The organism is Sphingobium scionense, from assembly GCF_014197035.1.
Classification (GTDB): Bacteria; Pseudomonadota; Alphaproteobacteria; order Sphingomonadales; family Sphingomonadaceae; genus Sphingobium; species Sphingobium scionense.
This window is the reverse complement of the sequence record NZ_JACIEU010000003.1, coordinates 117,658-136,913: the sequence shown is the minus strand read 5'-3', so window position 1 is coordinate 136,913 and position 19,256 is coordinate 117,658. Positions and strand designations below refer to the sequence as shown.

General features: G+C 64.7%; 21 protein-coding genes. 8 read left to right on the top strand and 13 right to left on the bottom strand.

All coding sequences use genetic code 11. The annotated features are described in order from the left end of the window. Window positions 1-11: 11 nt before the first annotated feature. Window positions 12-1,790 carry an ABC-F family ATP-binding cassette domain-containing protein gene (locus GGQ90_RS04285; protein WP_188080988.1) on the bottom strand — a complete coding sequence of 593 codons (1,779 nt, stop codon included), beginning with the start codon at window positions 1,788-1,790 and terminating at the stop codon, window positions 12-14. 139 nt (window positions 1,791-1,929) lie between these two features. On the opposite strand from GGQ90_RS04285, the gene GGQ90_RS04280 reads away from it, so the two are divergent. The 6 genes from GGQ90_RS04280 to GGQ90_RS04255 all read left to right on the top strand — a co-directional run bounded on the left by GGQ90_RS04280 (window position 1,930) and on the right by GGQ90_RS04255 (window position 6,670). After that, window positions 1,930-2,655 carry an SIMPL domain-containing protein gene (locus tag GGQ90_RS04280; protein WP_188080987.1) on the top strand — a complete coding sequence of 242 codons (726 nt, stop codon included), beginning with the start codon at window positions 1,930-1,932 and terminating at the stop codon, window positions 2,653-2,655. Window positions 2,656-2,734: 79 nt separating this feature from the next. After that, a complete protein-coding gene (locus tag GGQ90_RS04275; protein ID WP_188081151.1) occupies window positions 2,735-3,073 on the top strand; it encodes a hypothetical protein in 339 nt (112 codons plus the stop codon). A gap of 48 nt (window positions 3,074-3,121) precedes the next feature. Next, complete coding sequence (locus GGQ90_RS04270; RefSeq protein ID WP_004207541.1) at window positions 3,122-3,787, top strand: response regulator transcription factor; 666 nt, start codon at window positions 3,122-3,124, stop codon at window positions 3,785-3,787. A 177-nt stretch (window positions 3,788-3,964) separates the two neighbouring features. Beyond that, entirely contained in the window at window positions 3,965-5,269 is a 1,305-nt protein-coding gene (locus GGQ90_RS04265; RefSeq protein ID WP_188081150.1) for an ATP-binding protein, read from the top strand. A 97-nt stretch (window positions 5,270-5,366) separates the two neighbouring features. Beyond that, a complete protein-coding gene (locus GGQ90_RS04260) occupies window positions 5,367-5,720 on the top strand; it encodes a DUF454 family protein (RefSeq protein ID WP_188081149.1) in 354 nt (117 codons plus the stop codon). Between the two features lie 53 nt (window positions 5,721-5,773). Further along, entirely contained in the window at window positions 5,774-6,670 is an 897-nt protein-coding gene (locus tag GGQ90_RS04255; RefSeq protein ID WP_188080986.1) for an aldo/keto reductase, read from the top strand. Between the two features lie 26 nt (window positions 6,671-6,696). Here GGQ90_RS04255 and GGQ90_RS04250 read toward each other — a convergent pair whose 3' ends face one another. Genes GGQ90_RS04250 through GGQ90_RS04195 form a run of 12 tightly spaced genes read right to left on the bottom strand, consistent with a single transcriptional unit; the run spans window position 6,697 to window position 16,766 of the window. After that, window positions 6,697-7,938: an NAD(P)/FAD-dependent oxidoreductase gene (locus GGQ90_RS04250; RefSeq protein ID WP_188081148.1), complete on the bottom strand. Its 1,242-nt coding sequence runs from the start codon at window positions 7,936-7,938 to the stop codon at window positions 6,697-6,699. Between the two features lie 5 nt (window positions 7,939-7,943). After that, on the bottom strand, window positions 7,944-9,146 hold the full coding sequence (gene pcaF / locus GGQ90_RS04245; protein ID WP_188080985.1) for a 3-oxoadipyl-CoA thiolase: 1,203 nt from the start codon (window positions 9,144-9,146) through the stop codon (window positions 7,944-7,946). 5 nt (window positions 9,147-9,151) lie between these two features. After that, window positions 9,152-9,922 (bottom strand): 3-oxoadipate enol-lactonase, encoded by a 771-nt coding sequence (gene pcaD / locus GGQ90_RS04240; RefSeq protein ID WP_188080984.1) that lies wholly within the window; start codon window positions 9,920-9,922, stop codon window positions 9,152-9,154. Between the two features lie 2 nt (window positions 9,923-9,924). Further along, window positions 9,925-10,242, bottom strand: a complete 318-nt coding sequence (locus tag GGQ90_RS04235; protein WP_188080983.1) for a 2Fe-2S iron-sulfur cluster-binding protein — start codon at window positions 10,240-10,242, stop codon at window positions 9,925-9,927. Window positions 10,243-10,256: 14 nt separating this feature from the next. After that, a complete protein-coding gene (locus GGQ90_RS04230; protein WP_188080982.1) occupies window positions 10,257-10,904 on the bottom strand; it encodes a 3-oxoacid CoA-transferase subunit B in 648 nt (215 codons plus the stop codon). Next, on the bottom strand, window positions 10,904-11,626 hold the full coding sequence (locus tag GGQ90_RS04225) for a CoA transferase subunit A (protein WP_188080981.1): 723 nt from the start codon (window positions 11,624-11,626) through the stop codon (window positions 10,904-10,906). Before GGQ90_RS04225 ends, GGQ90_RS04230 begins: the two co-directional genes overlap by 1 nt. Window positions 11,627-11,663: 37 nt before the next feature. Continuing rightward, window positions 11,664-12,449 carry a benzoate diol dehydrogenase BenD gene (gene benD, locus GGQ90_RS04220; RefSeq protein WP_188080980.1) on the bottom strand — a complete coding sequence of 262 codons (786 nt, stop codon included), beginning with the start codon at window positions 12,447-12,449 and terminating at the stop codon, window positions 11,664-11,666. Window positions 12,450-12,459: 10 nt separating this feature from the next. Then, a complete protein-coding gene (benB, locus tag GGQ90_RS04215) occupies window positions 12,460-12,975 on the bottom strand; it encodes a benzoate 1,2-dioxygenase small subunit (protein ID WP_188080979.1) in 516 nt (171 codons plus the stop codon). After that, window positions 12,972-14,333: an SRPBCC family protein gene (locus tag GGQ90_RS04210; protein ID WP_246428117.1), complete on the bottom strand. Its 1,362-nt coding sequence runs from the start codon at window positions 14,331-14,333 to the stop codon at window positions 12,972-12,974. Before GGQ90_RS04210 ends, benB begins: the two co-directional genes overlap by 4 nt. 14 nt (window positions 14,334-14,347) lie before the next feature. Then, window positions 14,348-15,274: a dioxygenase family protein gene (locus GGQ90_RS04205; RefSeq protein WP_188080978.1), complete on the bottom strand. Its 927-nt coding sequence runs from the start codon at window positions 15,272-15,274 to the stop codon at window positions 14,348-14,350. A gap of 38 nt (window positions 15,275-15,312) precedes the next feature. Continuing rightward, the gene (catC, locus tag GGQ90_RS04200) at window positions 15,313-15,603 is read right to left on the bottom strand and encodes a muconolactone Delta-isomerase (protein ID WP_037511893.1); all 291 of its coding nucleotides are present in this window, start codon (window positions 15,601-15,603) and stop codon (window positions 15,313-15,315) included. Between the two features lie 5 nt (window positions 15,604-15,608). Then, entirely contained in the window at window positions 15,609-16,766 is a 1,158-nt protein-coding gene (locus tag GGQ90_RS04195) for a muconate/chloromuconate family cycloisomerase (protein WP_188080977.1), read from the bottom strand. A gap of 111 nt (window positions 16,767-16,877) precedes the next feature. On the opposite strand from GGQ90_RS04195, the gene GGQ90_RS04190 reads away from it, so the two are divergent. After that, complete coding sequence (locus tag GGQ90_RS04190; protein ID WP_188080976.1) at window positions 16,878-17,801, top strand: LysR family transcriptional regulator; 924 nt, start codon at window positions 16,878-16,880, stop codon at window positions 17,799-17,801. 126 nt (window positions 17,802-17,927) lie between these two features. Beyond that, entirely contained in the window at window positions 17,928-19,256 is a 1,329-nt protein-coding gene (locus GGQ90_RS04185) for an MFS transporter (protein ID WP_188080975.1), read from the top strand.

Sequence of the window (19,256 nt, the reverse complement as noted above, 5' to 3'; positions counted from 1 at the left end):
GCGCAAGGGGCTCAGCCTAGCCCCTCGGCCTTCTCCGCCAGTTCCAGCCAGCGTTCCTCGGCCGCGTCCTTCTCCGCCCGCGCCTTCTCGATCGCAGCGGTCAGCGCGGCGAATTTCTTGGGATCGCGGGTATAGAGTGCCGGGTCGGCCAGAGCCTCTTCGTCGCGGGCGATCGCCGCTTCCAGTTCCTCGATCTTCTGGGGTAGCAGGTCGAGGTCGCGCTGGTCCTTGTAGGTCAGCTTGGTCGAGGCGGGCTTGGGCGGCGTCGGGGCCGCAGCCTCCTTCTTCTCCGCCTTTGGCGCACGGCGCGGATCGCGCTTGGCGATCCAGTCGGCATAGCCGCCGACGATCACGTCAACCTTGCCCGATCCGTCGAGGCCCAGGGTCACGGTAACGGTGCGATCGAGGAAATCGCGGTCATGGCTGACGATCAGCACCGTGCCGTCATAATCCGCGATGACTTCCTGCAACAGGTCTAGCGTTTCGAGGTCAAGGTCGTTGGTCGGTTCGTCCAGCACCAGAAGGTTGGATTCGCGGGCAAATTCGCGCGCGAACAACAGGCGCGATCGCTCGCCGCCCGACAGGGTGCCGACCTTCGCCTCGGCCAGAGAGGGATCGAACAGAAAGTCCTTGAGATAGCCATGGACATGCTTGCGGATGCCGCGCACGTCGATCCAGTCGCCGCCTTCGGCCAGCACGTCGCGCACGCTCTTGTCGCCCTGCATCAGGCTGCGCTGCTGGTCGATGAAGATCATGTCCAGCGTCTTGGCCAGCGTCACCGCGCCGCTGTCGGGCGCCAATTCACCGGTCAGCAGCTTGAGCAGGGTCGACTTGCCCGCGCCATTACCGCCGACGATGCCGATCCGGTCGCCGCGCTGCACCCGCAGGGAAAAGTCGTTGATGATGGTGCGGTCACCGAAGGTCTTGGTGACATGCTCGGCCTTGATGACGCTCTTGGTCTTGCTGTCGTCGCTCGCCACCGCGATCTTGGCGGTCCCCTGCGGCCCCTGCATCGCGGCGCGCTGGGCGCGCATCTCCCACAGCTTGGCCAGCCGCCCCTGGTTGCGCTTGCGCCGGGCGGTAACACCGCGCTCCAGCCAGTGCGCCTCGATCTTGAGCTTGGCGTCCAGCTTCTCGGCAGCACGCGCCTCCTCGGCATAGACCGCTTCCATCCAGTCCTCGAAGCCGCCGAAGCCGATCTCGTTGCGGCGCATCTGGCCACGATCGAGCCACAGCGTCTGGCGGGTCAGGCGGGTGAGGAAAGCGCGGTCATGGCTGATGACGATGAAGGCACCATTGTAACGCGCCAGCCAGCTTTCCAGCCAGTCGATCGCGGCGATGTCCAGATGGTTGGTCGGCTCGTCCAGCAGCAGCAGGTCGGGTTCGCTCGCCAGCGCGCGGGCAATGGCGGCGCGGCGACGCTCACCACCGCTGGCGGTTGCAGCCTCGCGCGACAGGTCGATGCCGAGCTGGTCGGCGATCGCCTCCACCTCATGGGCGGGTGGCGCAAAATCCCCCGCCAGCGCGAAATCATGCAGCGTCTTGAAGGCGCTGACGTCCGGATCCTGTTCCAGCGTTATAACCCGCGCGCCCGGCTGCACCGACCTTATGCCCTCGTCCGCCTCGATCTGGCCACCGATCAGCTTCAGCAGCGTCGTCTTGCCCGCGCCGTTGCGCCCGATCAATGCCAGCCGGTCGCGCTGGCCGACATGAATGTCGATATGGCGGAACAGCCAATGGCTGCCCTGCGAGAGGCCGAGATTTTCGAACGAGAGAATGGGTGCTGCCATGGCGGTGCAGCTAGGGCCTATCGAGCGCCGGGGCAAGAGTGGAACCGGAAAGCTGTCGGACGGCTTTCAACGCATGTCAGCGTCCATTCATCGCACCCGGGCCAAAACGGGTGCAGGACTTACAGAGGAGACAATGTCCATGAAATCCGCCCTCGCCCTGATGGCGCTCGGCGCCGCCGCGCTTCCGATTGCGGCTGTTGCCCAAACCAGCGTCACCATCGCCGAGACCGCGCCGGTGGTGACGTTGAACGTCAGCGAAAGCGTCGAGGCCGCGCCCGATGTCGCGACCATCGGCACCGGCGTCCAGACCAAGGCACAGACCGCGGCCCAGGCGATGAAGGACAATGCCGTCAAGATGGACGGGCTGATCATCGCACTGGCCAAGGCGGGCATTGCCAAGGCCGACATCCAGACCAGCGGCATCAACCTCAACGCCCAATATGATTACAGCAACCGCGACGGCCAGCCGTCCGGTCCGCGCTTCCTGGGCTATGAGGCGTCGAACCAGTTGAGCGTCAAGGTCCGCGACGTGAAGAAGGTCGGCGCGCTGCTCGACACGCTGGTGCAAGCCGGTGCGACCAACATCAACGGACCGAGCTTCTCGATCGAGGATTCGAGCCCGCTTCAGGCCCAGGCCCGCGCCACCGCGCTCAAGACCGCCAAGGCCCAGGCCGATTTCTATGCCCAGGCGGCCGGCTATCGATCGGCCCGGCTGGTCTCGATCTCGGAAAGCAGCAGCGGCGGCAATGCGCCGATGCCGATGATGGCCGCCCGCTTCAAGGCCGACGCTGCACCCACCCCGGTCGAACCGGGCCAGGTCAGCGCCTCGATCAGCCTGACGGTCCAGTACGCGCTGGAACGCTGATCTTGGCGCAGGGGATGTCGGCCGGGCTATGCCGGCCGACATCCCATCGATAATCCTGCCGTCATTCACCACCTGTTCAATGCGCCTCACCTATGCCATGCCCATGACAATGATCGCCAAGAGCCTGACTGCCGGACTGGGCGCCCTACTGGCCCTGTCCCTGATGACACCGGTCGCAGAGGCCGGTGGCCGCCGTGATGAACAGGACGCCGCACGCCGCGCGATGCTGGATGGTCAGGTGATGCCCTTTTCGATGATCAAGCGCCGGGTCGACGCTCAGGTCGGCGGCGCCACCTATGTCGGCAGCGAGTTCAATCCCTCCACCAATCGCTATCGTCTGAAATATGTGAAGGACGGCAAGGTGATGTGGGTTGATGCGGACGGCCGGACAGGCGATATCATCGGCTGGGCGCGCTGACCGCGTGCCGGCCACAGTCTTTGCATCGATAACAAGAAACGGAACCCTATGCGCCTGCTGATCGTCGAGGATGAACCGAGCCTGGGCCAGCAGCTCAGGAACACGCTGGAAGGGGCCGGCTATGCCGTCGACCTCGCCACCGATGGTGAGGATGGCCATTTCCTGGGCTCGACCGAAAATTATGACGCGGTGGTCCTGGACCTGGGCCTGCCGACGATTGACGGCCTGACCGTGCTCGACCGCTGGCGCAAGGAAGGCCGCAGCTTCCCCGTGCTGGTACTGACCGCGCGTGATAGCTGGTCGGACAAGGTCGCGGGCCTCGATGCCGGCGCCGACGATTATCTGGCCAAGCCCTTCCAGAGCGAGGAACTGATCGCCCGCCTGCGTGCGCTCATCCGTCGTGCGAGCGGCAATGCGTCGAGCGAACTGATCGCCGGCGACGTCCGCCTCGACACCCGGTCGGGCAAGGTGACGCTGAAGGGCGATCCGGTGAAGCTGACCGCGCAGGAATATAAGCTCCTGTCCTACCTGCTCCACCACAAGGGCAAGGTGGTCAGCCGCACCGAGTTGATCGAACATATCTACGATCAGGATTTCGATCGCGATTCCAACACGATCGAAGTGTTCGTGACGCGCATCCGCAAGAAGCTGGGTGCCGACGTCATCACCACCATCCGGGGCCTTGGCTACAGCCTGGACGAGCCGGGGCGGTAATCCGCAAGGCATCAACCTTCGTTCGCTTCGAGCGATGGCGAGAAGCGAATTGGCCCTTATCGTGATTGGCCGCGCTCTGTTTCTCGCCCGCGTTCGGAACGAAGCGGTGTAAGCTCGATTCGCATGGCCAGCCAGCCCCCTCCCCCCGTCCGCTCCACCGGATCGATCAGCCGCCGCATGATCGGCATCGCGGCGCTGTGGATCAGCGTGCTGCTGTTGGGTGGCGGGCTGGCGCTCGACCGGGTGTTGTCGGATGCGGTGACGCGCAACTTCGACGATGGCATGAACTATGTGCTGACGGCGATGATCGCGGCTGCCGAAATCGGCCCGGACGGCGAAGTGCTGTTCAACCGCCCGCTCGCCGACCAGCGCTTTCTGGAGCCAAATAGCGGCCTCTATTATCAGATCAGTGCCAAAGGGCATGAGGACTGGCGATCGCGATCGCTGTGGGACCGGGCGCTCAAGGTGCCAGGCGACCATGCCGACCGCAATTTCCATGTCTATGACAGCAAGCAATTTCCCGGCGAGGATTTGCGCGTCATGGAACGGACCGTGATCCTGCCGGGGGCCGACGTGCGCTGGATGTTCATGGTAGCGCAGGCCCGTCAGGGGCTCGATGCGCAAATCAAGACATTGCGCTCCACCCTGTTCAAGAGCTTCGCCCTGCTGGCGCTGGGCCTGATCGTGCTGGCCACCTTGCAGACCATCTATGGCCTGCGGCCGCTCCGCAAGGTGCGGCTGGAAATCATCAAGATGCGCGATGGCGACAAGAGCCGCGTGACCGAGCCGATGCCCGCCGAAGTGCTGCCTATGGTCGAGGAACTCAATGCCCTGCTCGCCCATAATGAGCGGCAGGCGGAGGAGGCGCGCACCCATGCCGGCAACCTGGCCCACGCGCTCAAGACCCCGCTGACCGTGATCATGAACGCCGCAACCGCCCATGCCCCCGACCTGGGCGATACGGTGGTGCGCGAGGCGACGACGATGCGGCGCCAAGTCGATCATCATCTGGCACGCGCCCGCGCCGTCGGGCGGCGCGGCGCGGCGCAGAGCCGGGCCGAAGTCTGGGCCAGCCTGGAGGCGGTCGAGCGCGCAGTGCGCCACCTTTATCAGGATGCGCGGGTCGATATGGACGGCGACAAGACCGCCGCCGTCCGGGTCGAACGGCAGGATCTGGACGAGATGCTGGGCAATCTGGTCGAAAACGCCGCCAAATATGGTGGCGGCAGCGTGTTCGCAACGGTTCAGCGTGCTGGCGATACGGTCGAAATCATGGTCGAGGACGACGGCATGGGTATTCCCGAAGCCGACCGGGTACGCATCTTCGACCGGGGCGTTCGGCTCGATTCGGGCAAGCCCGGCACCGGGCTTGGCCTCGCCATCGTCCGCGACGTCGCTGAGATCTACGGCGGGTCGGTGGCGCTGGAGGAGAGCGAGGATCTGGGGGGCCTGCTGGTACGGCTGCGCCTGCCCGCCGCGTGACGAAAGAACCTGGCGAAAGACAATTGCGTTCCTGCAAATCAATAGCATAGACAGGATGAAACGGGCTGCACTGGCCCATTGCAGACGGGATCGACGGGTGCGGCGCCATCTCTATCTCATTGCCGGCTTCCTCTCGATCGGGCTCGGCGGGCTGGGCGCTTTCCTGCCGCTGCTGCCGACCGTGCCGTTCATGATCCTGGCCGCCTACTGCTTCGCCCGGTCCAGCCCGGAACTGGAAGCCAGGCTGCTCGACCACAAGCATTTCGGCCCGCATATCCGCCGCTGGCGCGAACGTGGCGCGATCAGCCGCAAGGGCAAGAAGGCCGCGCTCTGCGCCTTCGCCTTCAGCGCGATCCTGGCGCTGATCTTCTCCCCCTTCCCCTGGTACCTGATCCCGCTGACCGCCGCGCTGATCGGCGGCAGCTGGATATGGACCCGGCCGGAAACCTGAGTTGATTGCCCTGTATCTACTATCGGCACATCTCTTGTGGCATTGAACCGGCCATGACCCATTTGCGTCCCTCGTCCACCCCTCGTCCGCTCGGCCAGAGCCAGATTGCCGTTTCGCCCATTGCCTGGGGCATGTGGCGGCTTGCGGGCGAGGATATCGCCGATGCACGGGCCAGGGTGGAAGCCGCACTGGAGGCGGGCATCACCCTGTTCGATACGGCGGATATCTATGGCTGCGACACCCCCGCTGGCTTCGGATCGGCAGAGACGCTGTTCGGCCAGGTACTGGCCGAGGCGCCGGCCTTGCGCCAGCAGATGATCCTCGCCACCAAGGGCGGCATCCATCCAGGCATTCCCTATAATAGCAGCGCCACCTATCTGACCCAGGCAATCGATGCCTCGCTGAGGCGCATGGGGACCGCGCAGATCGATCTCTATCAGATCCATCGCCGCGATTTCCTGACCCATCCACAGGAGATGGCCGCCAGCCTGACCCGGATGGTCGAAGCCGGCAAGGCCCGCGCCATCGGTGTGTCCAATTATGGCATCCACGAACTCGACGCCTTGCAGGCCTTTCTCGACCTGCCGATCGTCAGCACCCAGCCCGAATTGTCGGCCCTGCGCACCACGCCGCTCCATGACGGCACACTGGACCAGGCCATGGCCCGCGACATCGCGGTACTGGCATGGTCGCCGTTGGGCGGCGGACGCCTGGCGAAAGCGCTCCATCCCGCCGCCGTCATGATCGCCGACCATGGCGCACGATATGGTGTCGACATCACGGCCGCAGCCCTGTCCTGGATCATGGTCCACCCAGCCCGGCCGATCCCGATCATCGGCAGCCAGTCGCCCGGTCGCATCGCGCGCAGCATCGATGCCTACAAGGTCGAATGGAGCCGCGCCGAATGGTATGCGGTGCTGGAAGCATCGATGGGCGAAAGATTGCCGTAACGCCCGAACATTGGTTCGACCGTCGATCAGTCCTGCGACGCCAGCGCCAATTCCTTGAGCGGCACCATGGCATCCGTAATCCGGCCGATGTCGGGGGTGATGCCCAATTCCACCAGCTTTCGGCCCTGGACATAGTCCTTCACGCTGTTCACGCAGTCGAGCGCGATGACCTTGCCGTCCCGGAGATAGACGACCGAGAAGGCGCCGTCGGCGGGCGTGCCGCGCATCACCGTCTGGTCGAACCCCGTATTGATACCGGCGGTCTGGAGCTTGAGATCATATTGGTTCGACCAGAACCAGGGAAAGGCGCGATAGGGCCGTTCGTCGCCGCAGATCGCCTTCGCCACGCAGGTCGCCATGTCATTGGCATTCTGGACCGATTCCACCCGCATCACCTGCCCGCCGGCAAAGTCGCAGGCAAAGGCGGCGCAGTCGCCGATCGCGTATATGTCAGGCAATGAGGTGCGGCATCCGGCGTCCACATCGATGCCGTTGGTGCCCTTCGCCCCGGCACGGATCAGCGGCTCGACCGCCGGGATGATGCCGATGCCCACGATCACCGCCTGTGCGGGGATGCGTTCACCATCCTCCAGCCGCACCGCGCTCACCTGGCCATCGGCGCCCTCAAGACAATCGACCCTGGCATCAAGGCGCAGATCGACGCCATGATCGCGATGGACCTGTTGATAGAAGGCGGACAATTCTTCGCCCGCCACCCGCGCCAGTACCCGTGGCAGCGCTTCGAGCAGGGTGACCTTGAGGCCCATCTTGCTCAGCACCGCGGCCGCTTCGAGTCCGATATAACCGCCGCCGATGACCACTATCTCGCGCTTGCCGGCATCGATTTCCGCCATCAGCGCGTCGCAGTCGGCGCGGGTCCGCACCGCATGGACGCCGGCCAGATCGGCGCCAGCGCAGCTCAACCGGCGCGGTTCCCCGCCGGTCGCCCAAATGAGCTTGCCATAGCCAAGGCTGCGTCCGTCGGAGAGCGTCAGTTGCCTGCTCGCCGGTTCGACCGCCGTCACTTCGGTGCCGAGCAGGAAGTTCACATCCTTTTCGGCCCAGAAGGCCGGGGGCCGGATCAGCAGCCGCTCGAACGCCTTTTCGCGCGCGAAATAATCCTTGGACAGCGGCGGCCGCTCATAGGGATATTCCGGCTCGCGACCGACCACCATGATGGTCCCGGCAAAGCCGTTCTGGCGCAGCGCGATCGCGCATTGCGCGCCGCCATGGCCGGCCCCGACGATGACGATATCTGCGCGCTCCATGTCCATCACACCCGCTCCAGCAGCACGGCGAGGCCCTGGCCGACGCCGATGCACATGAAGGCCAGCGCATGGCGCCCGCCGGCCCGATGCAATTCCTCGACTGCCGACAGCGCAATGCGCGCGCCCGACATGCCGAGCGGATGACCGAGCGCGATCGCCCCGCCATTGGGATTGACGCGCGGGTCGAACGGATCAACCGCCAGGTCGCGCAGCGTCGCGATCGCCTGGCTGGCAAAGGCCTCGTTGAGTTCGATCACGTCGAGCTGATCGACGCTCATACCGTGGCGGGCGAGCAGCTTGCGCGCCGCCTCGATCGGGCCGGCGCCCATGATGCGGGGTGCGATGCCCGCCGCCGCCATGCCGATCACCCGAGCACGCGGGGTCAGTCCGTGCGCTTTCGCAGCCGCTTCCGACGCGACCAGCATCGCCGCCGCCCCGTCGTTGAGGCCCGACGCATTGCCCGCCGTCACCGTGCCGTCAGCCTTCACCACCGGCTTCAGCTTCGCCAGCGCCTCCAGACTGGTAGCGCGCAGATGCTCGTCCGCCTCGAACAGGATAGGATCGCCCTTCTTCTGCGGGATCGAGACCGGCACGATCTCGGCAGCGAAGCGACCGCTTGCCTGCGCGCGCGCAGCCTTCTCCTGGCTGGCGAGCGCGAAGCGATCCTGCTCCTCGCGGCTGACGCCCCATTGTTCTGCGACATTCTCGCCGGTCTGGGGCATGGTATCGACGCCATAGGTGGCCTTCATCGCCGGGTTGATGAAGCGCCAGCCGAGCGTCGTGTCCTCTATTCTTTGGTCGCGGCCGAAGGCGCTGCCGGCCTTGCCCAGCACATAGGGCGCGCGGGTCATGCTCTCGGCGCCACCGGCGATCAGGAAATCCGCGTCGCCGCTGCGGATCGCCTGCGCCGCCATGCCCAGCGCATTGAGGCCGGAACTGCACAGCCGATTGACAGTCACGCCCGGCACGGCCTCGCCCATGCCCGCCAGCAGCACCGCCATGCGGGCGACGTTGCGATTATCCTCGCCCGCCTGGTTGGCGCAGCCCAGGATGACATCGTCCAGCGCCGACCAGTCGGCCTGTTCATTGCGCGTCATCAGCGCCTTGAGCGGCAGCGCCGCCAGATCGTCGGCGCGGATGGTCGCCAGCGATCCGTTGAGCTTGCCGATCGGGGTGCGGACGGCATCGCAGATGAAGGCCTGTGCCATATGTCTCAGCTTTCCAGGAAAGAGGTGATAGCGCCCGCCAGCGCCTCGGGCGCTTCGAGCGGAGCAAGATGCGCGGCTTCCAGCGCCACATGCGCCGCGCCGGGGATGCGGGCGATCAGATGCTCGCCATGCCCCTCAAAGGGCGTCGATGTGTCGCGGGTGCCGATGATAAGCAGGGTCGGACAGGCGATGCTGCCGATCCGGTCGGCCAGGTCCATGTCGCGGATCGCCGCGCCGCAGCCGGCATAGCCCTGCGCATCCATCGCCAGCAACTGGCGCCGGACCGCCTCATAAAGGGCCGGCTCGGCGGCATCGGACAGGAAGCGCCCCATGGCAAGGTCGGCGATGGCGGCCATACCTTCGCCCCGGACCTTGGCGATACGGTCGTTCCAGGACGCGCTGTCCATCGTCGCGGAGGTGCAGATCGGCAGAAGCTTGTCGATCCGCCCCGGCGCCCGCAGCGCCAGTTCCATGCCGATCATGCCGCCCAGCGAGACGCCCGCCACAGAGAAACGATCGAAGCCGGCCGCATCGGCCACCGCCAGCACATCGTCCGCCAGCATGGCGAGCGCATAATCACCCGGCTCGGCGATCGACGCGCCATGGCCGCGCGTGTCGATCCGCAGCACAGCGAAGCGATCGCGCAGATAGGGCAGCACGCCGTCCCACAAATCCATGTCGGTGCCGATGCTGTTCAGCAGCACCAGCGCGGGCGCGTCATCCCGCCCGTCGCGTTTCCAGTAGAGGTTCGCGCCGGCGCGCTGGATGAAGGCCATGCTCAATCCTCCGGCGCGATGGCGACGCGCAGCCCGTCGAGCGCGGCCGCCATCATGATCTGGCAGGACAGGCGCGACCGATCGCCGCGATGGTCGGAAGAATCGAGCAGATCATCCTCGTCGCCGCTGGCCGCGCCGACCGCGCCGGCCCATGCCTCATCGACGAAGACGTGGCAGGTGGCGCAGGAACAGCAGCCGCCGCACAAGGCCAGCAGTTCGTCAAAGCCATTGTCGCGAATGGCTTGCATCACGGACACGCCCTCACGGGCATCGATAGTCGTTTCGTCCCCCGCACGGTTGACGACGATCAGATTGGGCACGGTAAATTCCAGTCTTATGCGTTTTCGAGGATCGCCAGCGGCGCGCCGGTCTTCTCGGCGACTTCGGCTTCGGTCACGCCCGGCGCAAGTTCGACCAGGGTGAGGCCGCCTTTTGCACGATCGACGGCGATCACGGCGAGGTCCGTGATGATGAGGTCGACGACCGCCTTGCCGGTGAGCGGCAGGGTGCAAGCGTCGAGAATCTTGGGGCTGCCATTTTTCGACACATGGTCCATCACCACGACCACGCGCTTGACACCCGCGACCAGGTCCATCGCCCCGCCCATGCCCTTCACCATCTTGCCGGGGATGGTCCAGTTGGCGAGGTCGCCATTGGCGGCCACCTCCATCGCGCCCAGCACCGCCATGTCGATATGGCCGCCCCGGATCATCGCGAAACTGTCCGCCGAGGAGAAGAAGCTGCTGGTCGGCAGTGCGGTGATCGTCTGCTTGCCGGCATTGATGAGGTCCGGGTCCGCCTCACCCTCATAGGGAAAGGGACCGATGCCGAGCATGCCATTCTCGCTTTGCAGCGTGACATTGACGCCTTCGGGCACATGGTTCGCCACCAGGGTCGGAATGCCGATGCCGAGGTTCACATAATAGCCGTCGCGCAGTTCCTTCGCGGCGCGCGCCGCCATCTCGTCGCGGGTCCAGCTCATTATGCGGTCTCCCTTTCGCGGCCATCGCGCTCACGAACAGTCAGCTTCTCGATCCGCTTCTCGTTGATGGTGGAGAGGACGATGCGGTCGACATAGATGCCGGGCGTGTGGATGCCGTCGGGGTCGAAGCTGCCCTCGGCCACGATTTCCTCGACTTCCACCACCGTCACCTTGCCGGCGGTCGCCATGTTCGGGTTGAAGTTGCGCGCGGTCTTACGGAACATCAGGTTCCCCGCCGGATCGGCCCGCCACGCCTTGATGATCGACAGATCAGCGCGCAGCCAGGTTTCGCGGACATAATCCTCGCCCTCGAAATTCTCGACCGGCTTGCCCTCGGCCACCACCGTGCCGACGCCGGTCTTGGTGTAGAAGGCCGGGATGCCGGCGCCACCGGCGCGGATACGCTCGGCCAGCGTGCCCTGCGGGTTCAGCTCCAATTCCAGCTCGCCCGACAGATACTGGCTTTCGAACAGCTTGTTCTCCCCGACATAGGACGAGATCATCTTGCGGACCTGCCGGCTTTCCAGCAGCATCCACAGGCCAAAACCGTCGGCGCCGGCATTGTTGGAAATGACGGTCAGATCCTTCACGCCGCTCGCCCGGATTTCCGGGATCAGGCTTTCGGGATTGCCCGACAGGCCGAAGCCGCCCGACATGATCGTCATCCCGTCGAACAACAGGCCATCCAGTGCGACCCGAGGGCTGTCGAATATTTTCTGCATTTCTGGCTCCTTCAGCCGATATCGCCACCGGCGAGCGTCAACCTATGTCGCCTCCGGCGACGGGCAGGACCGATCCGGTCACATAGCTGGCCTCGTCGGAGGCGAGGAAAAGGATGGGGGCGATCTGCTCGTCCAGCGTGCCGTAGCGCTTCATGAAAGCCGACGACGTCACCTGTTCCACCGCCTCAGCCATCCAGGCCTGCTCTTGGCGGTTGTCGCCCTCGGCATTGCGCGGCACGCGGCGCGGCGGCGCGCTGGTGCCGCCGGGCGCGGTCGCGACGACACGAATGCCAGCCTCCGCATATTCCATCGCCAGTGCCTGGGTCAGGCCATTGATCCCACCCTTCGCCGCCGAATAGGGCACGCGGCGGATGCCGCGCGTGGCGTTGGACGACAGGTTGACGATCGTCCCCGCCCCCTGCTCCAGCATCGCGGGCAGAACCGCATGGCAGCAATAGAGGGTCGGCATCAGCGAGCGGCGGATTTCCGCGTCAATCTGATCCGGCTCGAACTGCACATAGGGCCGCATGCGGATCGCGCCGCCGACTTTGTTGATGAGGATGTCGATGCGCCCGAACGCCACGATCGCCGCCGCCATCGCCTGCGCCGCGCCCTCATAGGTTTCAAGGTCGCCGGTGACGGAAATCGCCTTGCCACCCGCCGCCACGATCGCCTGCTCGACATCGGTCACGAAGTCCGCCCGGTCGACCAGCACAAGGCTGGCACCCTCGGCCGCGGCACGGGTGGCGACACCGGCACCGATGCCCTGCGCCGCGCCGGTCACGACCATCACCTTGCCGGCGAAGCGTCCCTGGAAGATCATCGCTCGCCCCTCAGATATGATAAACGTCGATGACCTGATGAATATAGTCGTCCTTGAGGACGATTGTCTTCTTCAGGATCTTCGGCGCCGTGCCGCTGATGTCCAGCGTGACGAAGCTGGTTCCGAAAAACTGCTGCGTCTTCTGGTAGCGATGGCTCATCGTATGCCAGTTGTAGCGCAGGTCGATCGCATCGCTCCGCGTCTCGATCACCTCGATATTCGCCAGGAAATGCGAAGTGCGCGCCTCGGGCGTGCTCGCCGACGACCGTTCGGTCTTCAAGCGATAGACCCGATCCTCCAGCCCCTTTCGGTTGCCATAATAGATGAGCGAGATTTCGCTGTGCGGATCGGTGGTCAGCGCATCATCGTCGGTCCAGGCCGGCATCCAATATTCGCACTGTTCCGCATAGCATTCCAGCCATGCGTCCAGTTCGCGATCATCGAGCAGCCGTGCCTCGCGATAGAGAAAGGCGCAGATATCCTGATAGGAGAGCGCCGCGCGCTCCGTGTCGAGCACCAGTGTCATTCTGCGGCCTCCATCATCGGCGCACCGGCGTCGCGGGCCATGCCGTCGAGCATGATCTGCGCCCAGAATTCATGCTGGCGCACGAACAGCCCTTCATCCTCGCTCCGCTCGCTCGACAGCAGCGGGTTCATGCCCATGGCGGTGGCATTGCTGTCCGGCCCGGCAATCCAGCGCGTCGCGCCACGGCTGAGATCATTCCACAATTCGCCCGCGCCCTCATAGGCCGACTGGCAGCTGCGGAATTCCTCCAGATCGTCGGGCGTGCCCATGCCGGTGACGTTGAAGAAATCCTCATACTGGCGGATGCGATGCGCCCGGTCTTCCGCGCTCTCGCCCTTGGGGGCGTAGCAATAGATGGTGACTTCGGTCGTATGTACGTCGATCGGGCGGACGACACGGATCTGGGTCGAAAACTGGTCCATCAGGAAGACATTGGGATAGAGCGCCAGATTGCGCGTCTGCTCCAGGATGAAGCGAGCCTTGTCCTCGCCCAGCCGCTCGACCAGCTGGTCCTTATAGTTCCAGACTGGCCGGACCTCGGGGTTCAGCACCTGCGTCCACAGCAGGATATGGCCATGCTCGAAGCCATAGACGCCGCTTGCCGGTGCCTTCGACCAGCCATTGGCGTCGACCGCCTTGGTCCCGCCTTCGGCGCGGCGGCCCATGGTCGACTGGTAATTTTCATGAACCGAGCTGACATGATAGCCGTCGCAGCCATTTTCCATCTGCATCTTCCAGTTGCCATGGAAGGTGTAGGTGGAATTGCCGGTCAGCACTTCCAGACCCTCGGGCGCCTGGTCGACCATCTGGTCGATGATGACCCTGGCCTCGCCCAGATGATCCTCCAGCGGCAGGACATCATGATTGAGCGACCCGAAGATGAAGCCGCGATAGCTTTCGACGCGAACCTTGGTCAGGTCGTGCGACCCTTCATGATCGAAACTGTCGGGATAGGCGCCGGTGCTGGCATCCTTGGCGCGCAGCAGCTTGCCGTCGGTCTTGAAGCTCCAGCCGTGGAAGGGGCAGACGAACAGCGGCTGGTTGCCGCGCTTGCGGCGGCACAGCTTGGCGCCGCGATGAGCGCAGGCATTGACCACGCAGTTGAGGCCGCCATCCTTGGCCCGCGTCAGGATCACCGGCGTATGGCCGATCCAGGTGGTGAAATAGTCGTTCTTGCTGGAGACCTGGCTTTCATGGGCCAGATAGACCCAGTTGCTCTCGAAGATATATTTCATCTCCAGATCGAACAGGGCGGGGTCGGTGAAGACGTCGCGGCGGCAACGGAAGATGCCGGTTTCCGGATCGTCCACGACCGCGGTTTCAACACGGTCGCGCAGGAAAGCCATGGGGCTGGTCATGATCCTCTCTCCTCTCAGGCCGGTTCCGTGACCGGTTCGTCGGCATCCACCACCAGGCGCTTGCGGGTCGAGAAGGCCTCGTCGCCTTCATCGTCCGCGCGCTGCAGATGGAAATCGAAGGCGATATGCGCGCTGTCGCCCTGGCGGTTCGGCACCGGCAGCAGCCCTTCGCGGGTGCCGAAGGCGAAATCGTCGGCGGCGAACGGATCGTCGCCGAAATTGATCTGCGTGGTCAGGCGGCGATAGCCGGGCGCCTCGATGAAGAAATGCACATGGGCCGGGCGATTGCCGTGCCGGCCGAGCGCCTTCATCAGCGTGTCGGACGCGCCGCCCGGCGGCACGGAATAGCCGTTGGGCATCTTCGACGAGAAGGCATAGGTGCCGTCCGCCGCGATCTTGAGGCGACGGCGATTATTGAACGGCGTCTGTGCGTGGGTCGGGTCGAAATGCGAATAGAAGCCGTGCGAATCCGCATGCCAGACATGGACCAGCCCGTCGGTCACCGCCTCGCCATCCGGGCCAATGATGCGGCCGGTCATGTAGAGCGTATCGGTGTCGTCGGCATCATTGGTCAGATAGGCGCCGCTCTCGACAATGGGCGCGCCCTCGACATAGAGCGGGCCTTCGATCGTGCGCGGCGTGCCGCCCGACTTGCCGGCCTCGGCATCCTTGGCGTCCATGTAGAGATCGATGAAATGTTCCAGGCCGACGCCCGGCATCAACAGGCCCAGTTCGCCGGCACCGGCCGCGCCCTGCAGGAAGTTGACGGCGTTCCAAACCTCGTCCTCGCTGACATCATAGCGGGCGATGACGGTCATGCAGGATTGGATCAGGTCGCGAACGATGCCCTTCATGCGGGCGTTGCCACCGTCGCAATCCAGACCCGCGACACGGTCGAGCAGGTTCTGGATTTCCGGTGTTTCTACGAAGCTGGTACCCATATTTTTCTCTCCTAAGCTTTGCGGTCTGTGCCGGACGATCAGCGATCATCCTCATGGATCGAGGAAGGATGGCGGCAGAGCGGCGTGATCTTCATCGTCATGAAGGGGTAGAGCGGCAACGCCATCAGCGTGTCGTGCAAGGCTGCGTTGCTTTCGACGTCGAAGATCGAGACGTTGGAATAGAGACCGACCTTGCGCCAGATATGGCGCCAGGTGCCGGCGGCCTGCAGCGTCTGGAAATAGGCCTTTTCCGCGGCCTTGATCCGGGCGGCTTCCGCCGCATCGAAATCCAGCGGGATGTTGACGTCCATTTCGACCATGAACAGCATGGGTTTCAGGCTCCTGCGGTAACGGCGTGAAGAACGGGCGACGCGCGATCGCGCCGGAAGAAGGCGAGCTTGTCCTCGTCAAAGGCGATGCCCAGGCCCGATCCGGTCGGCACGGCGAGCGAAAAGTCGGCATAGCCGAGCGGATCGCGCAATATGTCCTCGGTCTGGAGCAGCGGACCGAATAATTCGGTGCCCCAGGCGAGGTCCGGCAGGGTAGCGAAGACATGGGCCGACGCGACCGTGCCGACACCGCCCTCCAGCATCGTGCCGCCATAAAGGCCGATGCCGGCCGCCGCGCCAATCGCCGCCACATCGGCCGCTGCGAACAGGCCGCCAGACTGGGCGATCTTGAGCGCGAAGACGCTGGCGGCATGGGCCGAGGCGATCCGCATTGCGCTGCGCGGACCATTCAATGCCTCGTCCGCCATCAGCGGCACCGGTTGGTTCTTCGACAGGCGTGCCATCGCGGCAATCGCGTCGCCGGCGATCGGCTGCTCGACCAGGTCGCAACCGACATCATGCAGCATGGCCATGCCGATCTTGGCCTGCGCCTCCGACCAGTTCTGGTTGACGTCGACGCGCACGCTGGCGCGGTCGCCCAGCGCCTTGCATATGGCGCCGACATGGGCGACGTCGTCGCGCACGTCGCGCTTGCCGATCTTCAGCTTGAAGATGCGATGGCGCCGCAGGCCCAGCATTTCCTCGCCCTCGGCAATGTCGCGGGCGGTGTCGCCGCTGGCCAGCGTCCAGGCGACGGGCAGGCTGTCGCGCACCCGGCCACCGCCGATCAGTTCGGACACAGGAATGCCCAGCCGCTTGCCCGCCATGTCGAGCAGCGCCGTTTCGACCGCGCATTTCGCGAAATGATTGCCACGCACGCAGCGGGCGACCTTGGCCATGGTCGCGCCGACCTGCGCCAGGTCGCAGGTTTCCAGGACGGGGACGATATAGGTGTCGATCGCCGACTTGATGCTTTCTGGGCTTTCCTCGCCGTAGCTGAGGCCCCCGATCGTGGTGCCCTCGCCAATCCCCTCGATACCGTCGGCATCGGTCAGGCGGACGATCACCATCGATTGGGCGTGCATGGTCGCCATCGCCAGCACATGCGGGCGGATCGTCGGCACATCGACGATGAAGGTATCGGCGTGGCTCAATCCAGCCATTGCGGCGACTCTCCCAAATGCTTACGTTTCATCGGATAGCTATGCCTCGTCCGCGCCGGTTTCAAAGATCAATGCGGTCAAGGGGCGATACTTTGGAGGTATAAGTCAGTGATGGACCTGCGCCTCTTGCGCTATTTCGTGGCCGTCGCGGATGAGGGCAATTTCAACCGCGCCGCCGACCGGCTGCATATCGCCCAGCCGCCTTTGTCCCGCGCGATCCAGCAATTGGAGGCGCATGTCGGCGCACCGTTGCTCGACCGTGCCAGTCGTCCGCTGCGGTTGACCGATGTCGGCCGCCTGCTCCATGCTCAGGCGCTGCAATTGCTGGCGCGGATGGAGGATGTCGAGGCGATGGTGAAGACCGCCGCCACCAGCCAGCGCCGCCGGCTGGTGATCGGCTTCGTCGCCTCCACCATCTATGCCCGCCTGCCCGAGTTGATCCGCGAATTTCGCAAGGCGGCCGACAATGTCGAACTGGTGATGGTCGAAAGCACCACGCTGGAACAGATTGCCGCGCTGAAGGACGGACGCATCGATGTCGGCTTCGGCCGCATCCGGTTCGAGGATCCTGCCGTCCGTCGCATCATCCTGCGCAACGAGAAGATGGTCGCGGCCTTCCCGATGGACCATCCGCTGGCCCGTGGCGAAGGACCGATCTCGATCCGCGACCTGGCCGATGAGCCACAGATCATCTACCCGCGCGCGCCGCGGCCCAGCTATGCCGACCAGGTCATATCGCTGTTCCGCGACCATGCGATCGAGCCGCGCATCGTCCATGAGGCGCGCGAACTGCAGATCGCCATCGGCCTGGTCGCGGCGCAGGAGGGGATGGCGATCGTCCCCGAATCGGTCCATCGCGCCCGCAGCCACGATGTCGCCTTCCGCGACCTGATCGAGCCGGCCACCTCCCCCATCATCATGAGCCACCGCCCCGGCGACCGTTCCCCCGAACTGGCGCTGATGGCGTCGGTGATCGCGCGCCAATATGCGCAATGGGGCTATGAGGTTCCGGCCGCCCTTACAGAGGAGCTTTGAGGGTCGCGACACCCGCCATCATACCCGCAGCGTATTTCAACGGGACTTAATTGGTATTTGGCGGCGCCCTGCATGTCATTCACTTTCCCGGGAAATCATACCCAACAACACGGGAGAGGAATCGATATGCAGGGTATCGATATAAATCGTCACATCGACGAAGCCAGGTTCGGAAACCTACATCTCAAGATCATCATTGCTTGTGCCATCCTGCTTATAGTCGATGGCTATGACGTCTTCATTTACGGCGTCGTCCTACCGCAGTTGATGGACCAATGGGGACTGAGTGCCCCGCAGGCCGGATCGCTTGCAAGCTGGGCCTTGTTCGGGATGATGTCCGGCGCGCTCTTCTTCGGTCCTCTGGGCGACCGGATCGGGCGCAAGACCTGCATCACCATCTGCTTCGCACTGTTCAGCGCCGCCACCTTCGTCAACGGCTTCGCCACGACGCCGACCATGTTCGGCGTACTACGCTTTCTTGCCGGCCTCGGCTGTGGCGGACTGATGCCCAATGCGGTCGCACTGACCAATGAATATGCGCCCAAGCGGATGCGCAGTACACTCGTCGCGCTGATGTTCAGCGGCTATGCGGTGGGCGGCATGGCGGCGGCGGGCCTGGGCATCTGGCTGCTGCCGCTGTTCGGCTGGCAGGCGATGTTCTTCGCGGCCGCCATACCGCTCATCCTGCTGCCCCTCGTTCTGCGGGGCCTGCCGGAATCGGCCGGCTTCCTCGTCCGCCAAGGGCGCCAGGAACAAGCCCGTGCCATCCTCCAGCGGCTGTCGCCCGGCCAGCGCCTCGACGGCCCGCTGCTCCAGCCGCAAGGTATCGCCGCCAAGACCAGCATCGCCGAACTGTTCCGCCACAATCGCACGCTTGGCACGCTGTCGATGTGGCTCTGCTTCTTCTGCTGCCTGCTGATGGTCTATGCGCTCGGTTCGTGGCTGCCGCAGTTGATGCGCAGCGCCGGCTATAGTCTTGGTTCCAGCCTGTCCTTCCTGCTGGCACTCAATTTCGGTGGCATGCTCGGCGCGATCGGCGGCGGACGCCTCGCCGACCGCTTCGGCCTGCCCCAGGTGGTCATCGCCTATTTCCTGCTCGGCGCGGTCTGCATCAGCCTGCTCGGTCTCAACGGACCGATGCCGATCCTCTATCTGCTGATCTTCGTCGCCGGCGCCGGCACCACCGGCACGCAGATATTGCTCTATGCCAGCGTCGCCGATTTCTATGACCTGTCGGTCCGCTCGACCGGCCTTGGCTGGGCATCGGGCATGGGCCGGGTCGGCGCGATCGTCGGGCCGATGCTGGGCGGCGTGCTGCTTGCGGCGCAATTGCCGATGGCGCTCAACTTCGTCGCCTTCGCCCTACCCGGCCTCGTCGCGGTGCTGGCCACCACGATCTTCATGCTGAGCCGTCGCCAGCAGGCCGCCCGGAAAAGCTACGCCCTGGCGGCGTGA

Bases quoted from the DNA above. Each gene is read 5' to 3' on its own strand.
- GGQ90_RS04285 (WP_188080988.1), bottom strand. From the start codon at position 1,790: ATGGCAGCACCCATTCTCTCGTTCGAAAATCTCGGCCTCTCGCAGGGC.
- GGQ90_RS04280 (WP_188080987.1), top strand. From the start codon at position 1,930: ATGAAATCCGCCCTCGCCCTGATGGCGCTCGGCGCCGCCGCGCTTCCG.
- GGQ90_RS04275 (WP_188081151.1), top strand. From the start codon at position 2,735: ATGCGCCTCACCTATGCCATGCCCATGACAATGATCGCCAAGAGCCTG.
- GGQ90_RS04270 (WP_004207541.1), top strand. From the start codon at position 3,122: ATGCGCCTGCTGATCGTCGAGGATGAACCGAGCCTGGGCCAGCAGCTC.
- GGQ90_RS04265 (WP_188081150.1), top strand. From the start codon at position 3,965: ATGATCGGCATCGCGGCGCTGTGGATCAGCGTGCTGCTGTTGGGTGGC.
- GGQ90_RS04255 (WP_188080986.1), top strand. From the start codon at position 5,774: ATGACCCATTTGCGTCCCTCGTCCACCCCTCGTCCGCTCGGCCAGAGC.
- GGQ90_RS04250 (WP_188081148.1), bottom strand. From the start codon at position 7,938: ATGGAGCGCGCAGATATCGTCATCGTCGGGGCCGGCCATGGCGGCGCG.
- pcaF (WP_188080985.1), bottom strand. From the start codon at position 9,146: ATGGCACAGGCCTTCATCTGCGATGCCGTCCGCACCCCGATCGGCAAG.
- pcaD (WP_188080984.1), bottom strand. From the start codon at position 9,922: ATGGCCTTCATCCAGCGCGCCGGCGCGAACCTCTACTGGAAACGCGAC.
- GGQ90_RS04230 (WP_188080982.1), bottom strand. From the start codon at position 10,904: ATGAGCTGGACCCGCGACGAGATGGCGGCGCGCGCCGCGAAGGAACTG.
- GGQ90_RS04225 (WP_188080981.1), bottom strand. From the start codon at position 11,626: ATGCAGAAAATATTCGACAGCCCTCGGGTCGCACTGGATGGCCTGTTG.
- benD (WP_188080980.1), bottom strand. From the start codon at position 12,449: ATGATCTTCCAGGGACGCTTCGCCGGCAAGGTGATGGTCGTGACCGGC.
- benB (WP_188080979.1), bottom strand. From the start codon at position 12,975: ATGACACTGGTGCTCGACACGGAGCGCGCGGCGCTCTCCTATCAGGAT.
- GGQ90_RS04210 (WP_246428117.1), bottom strand. From the start codon at position 14,333: ATGACCAGCCCCATGGCTTTCCTGCGCGACCGTGTTGAAACCGCGGTC.
- GGQ90_RS04205 (WP_188080978.1), bottom strand. From the start codon at position 15,274: ATGGGTACCAGCTTCGTAGAAACACCGGAAATCCAGAACCTGCTCGAC.
- catC (WP_037511893.1), bottom strand. From the start codon at position 15,603: ATGCTGTTCATGGTCGAAATGGACGTCAACATCCCGCTGGATTTCGAT.
- GGQ90_RS04195 (WP_188080977.1), bottom strand. From the start codon at position 16,766: ATGGCTGGATTGAGCCACGCCGATACCTTCATCGTCGATGTGCCGACG.
- GGQ90_RS04190 (WP_188080976.1), top strand. From the start codon at position 16,878: ATGGACCTGCGCCTCTTGCGCTATTTCGTGGCCGTCGCGGATGAGGGC.
- GGQ90_RS04185 (WP_188080975.1), top strand. From the start codon at position 17,928: ATGCAGGGTATCGATATAAATCGTCACATCGACGAAGCCAGGTTCGGA.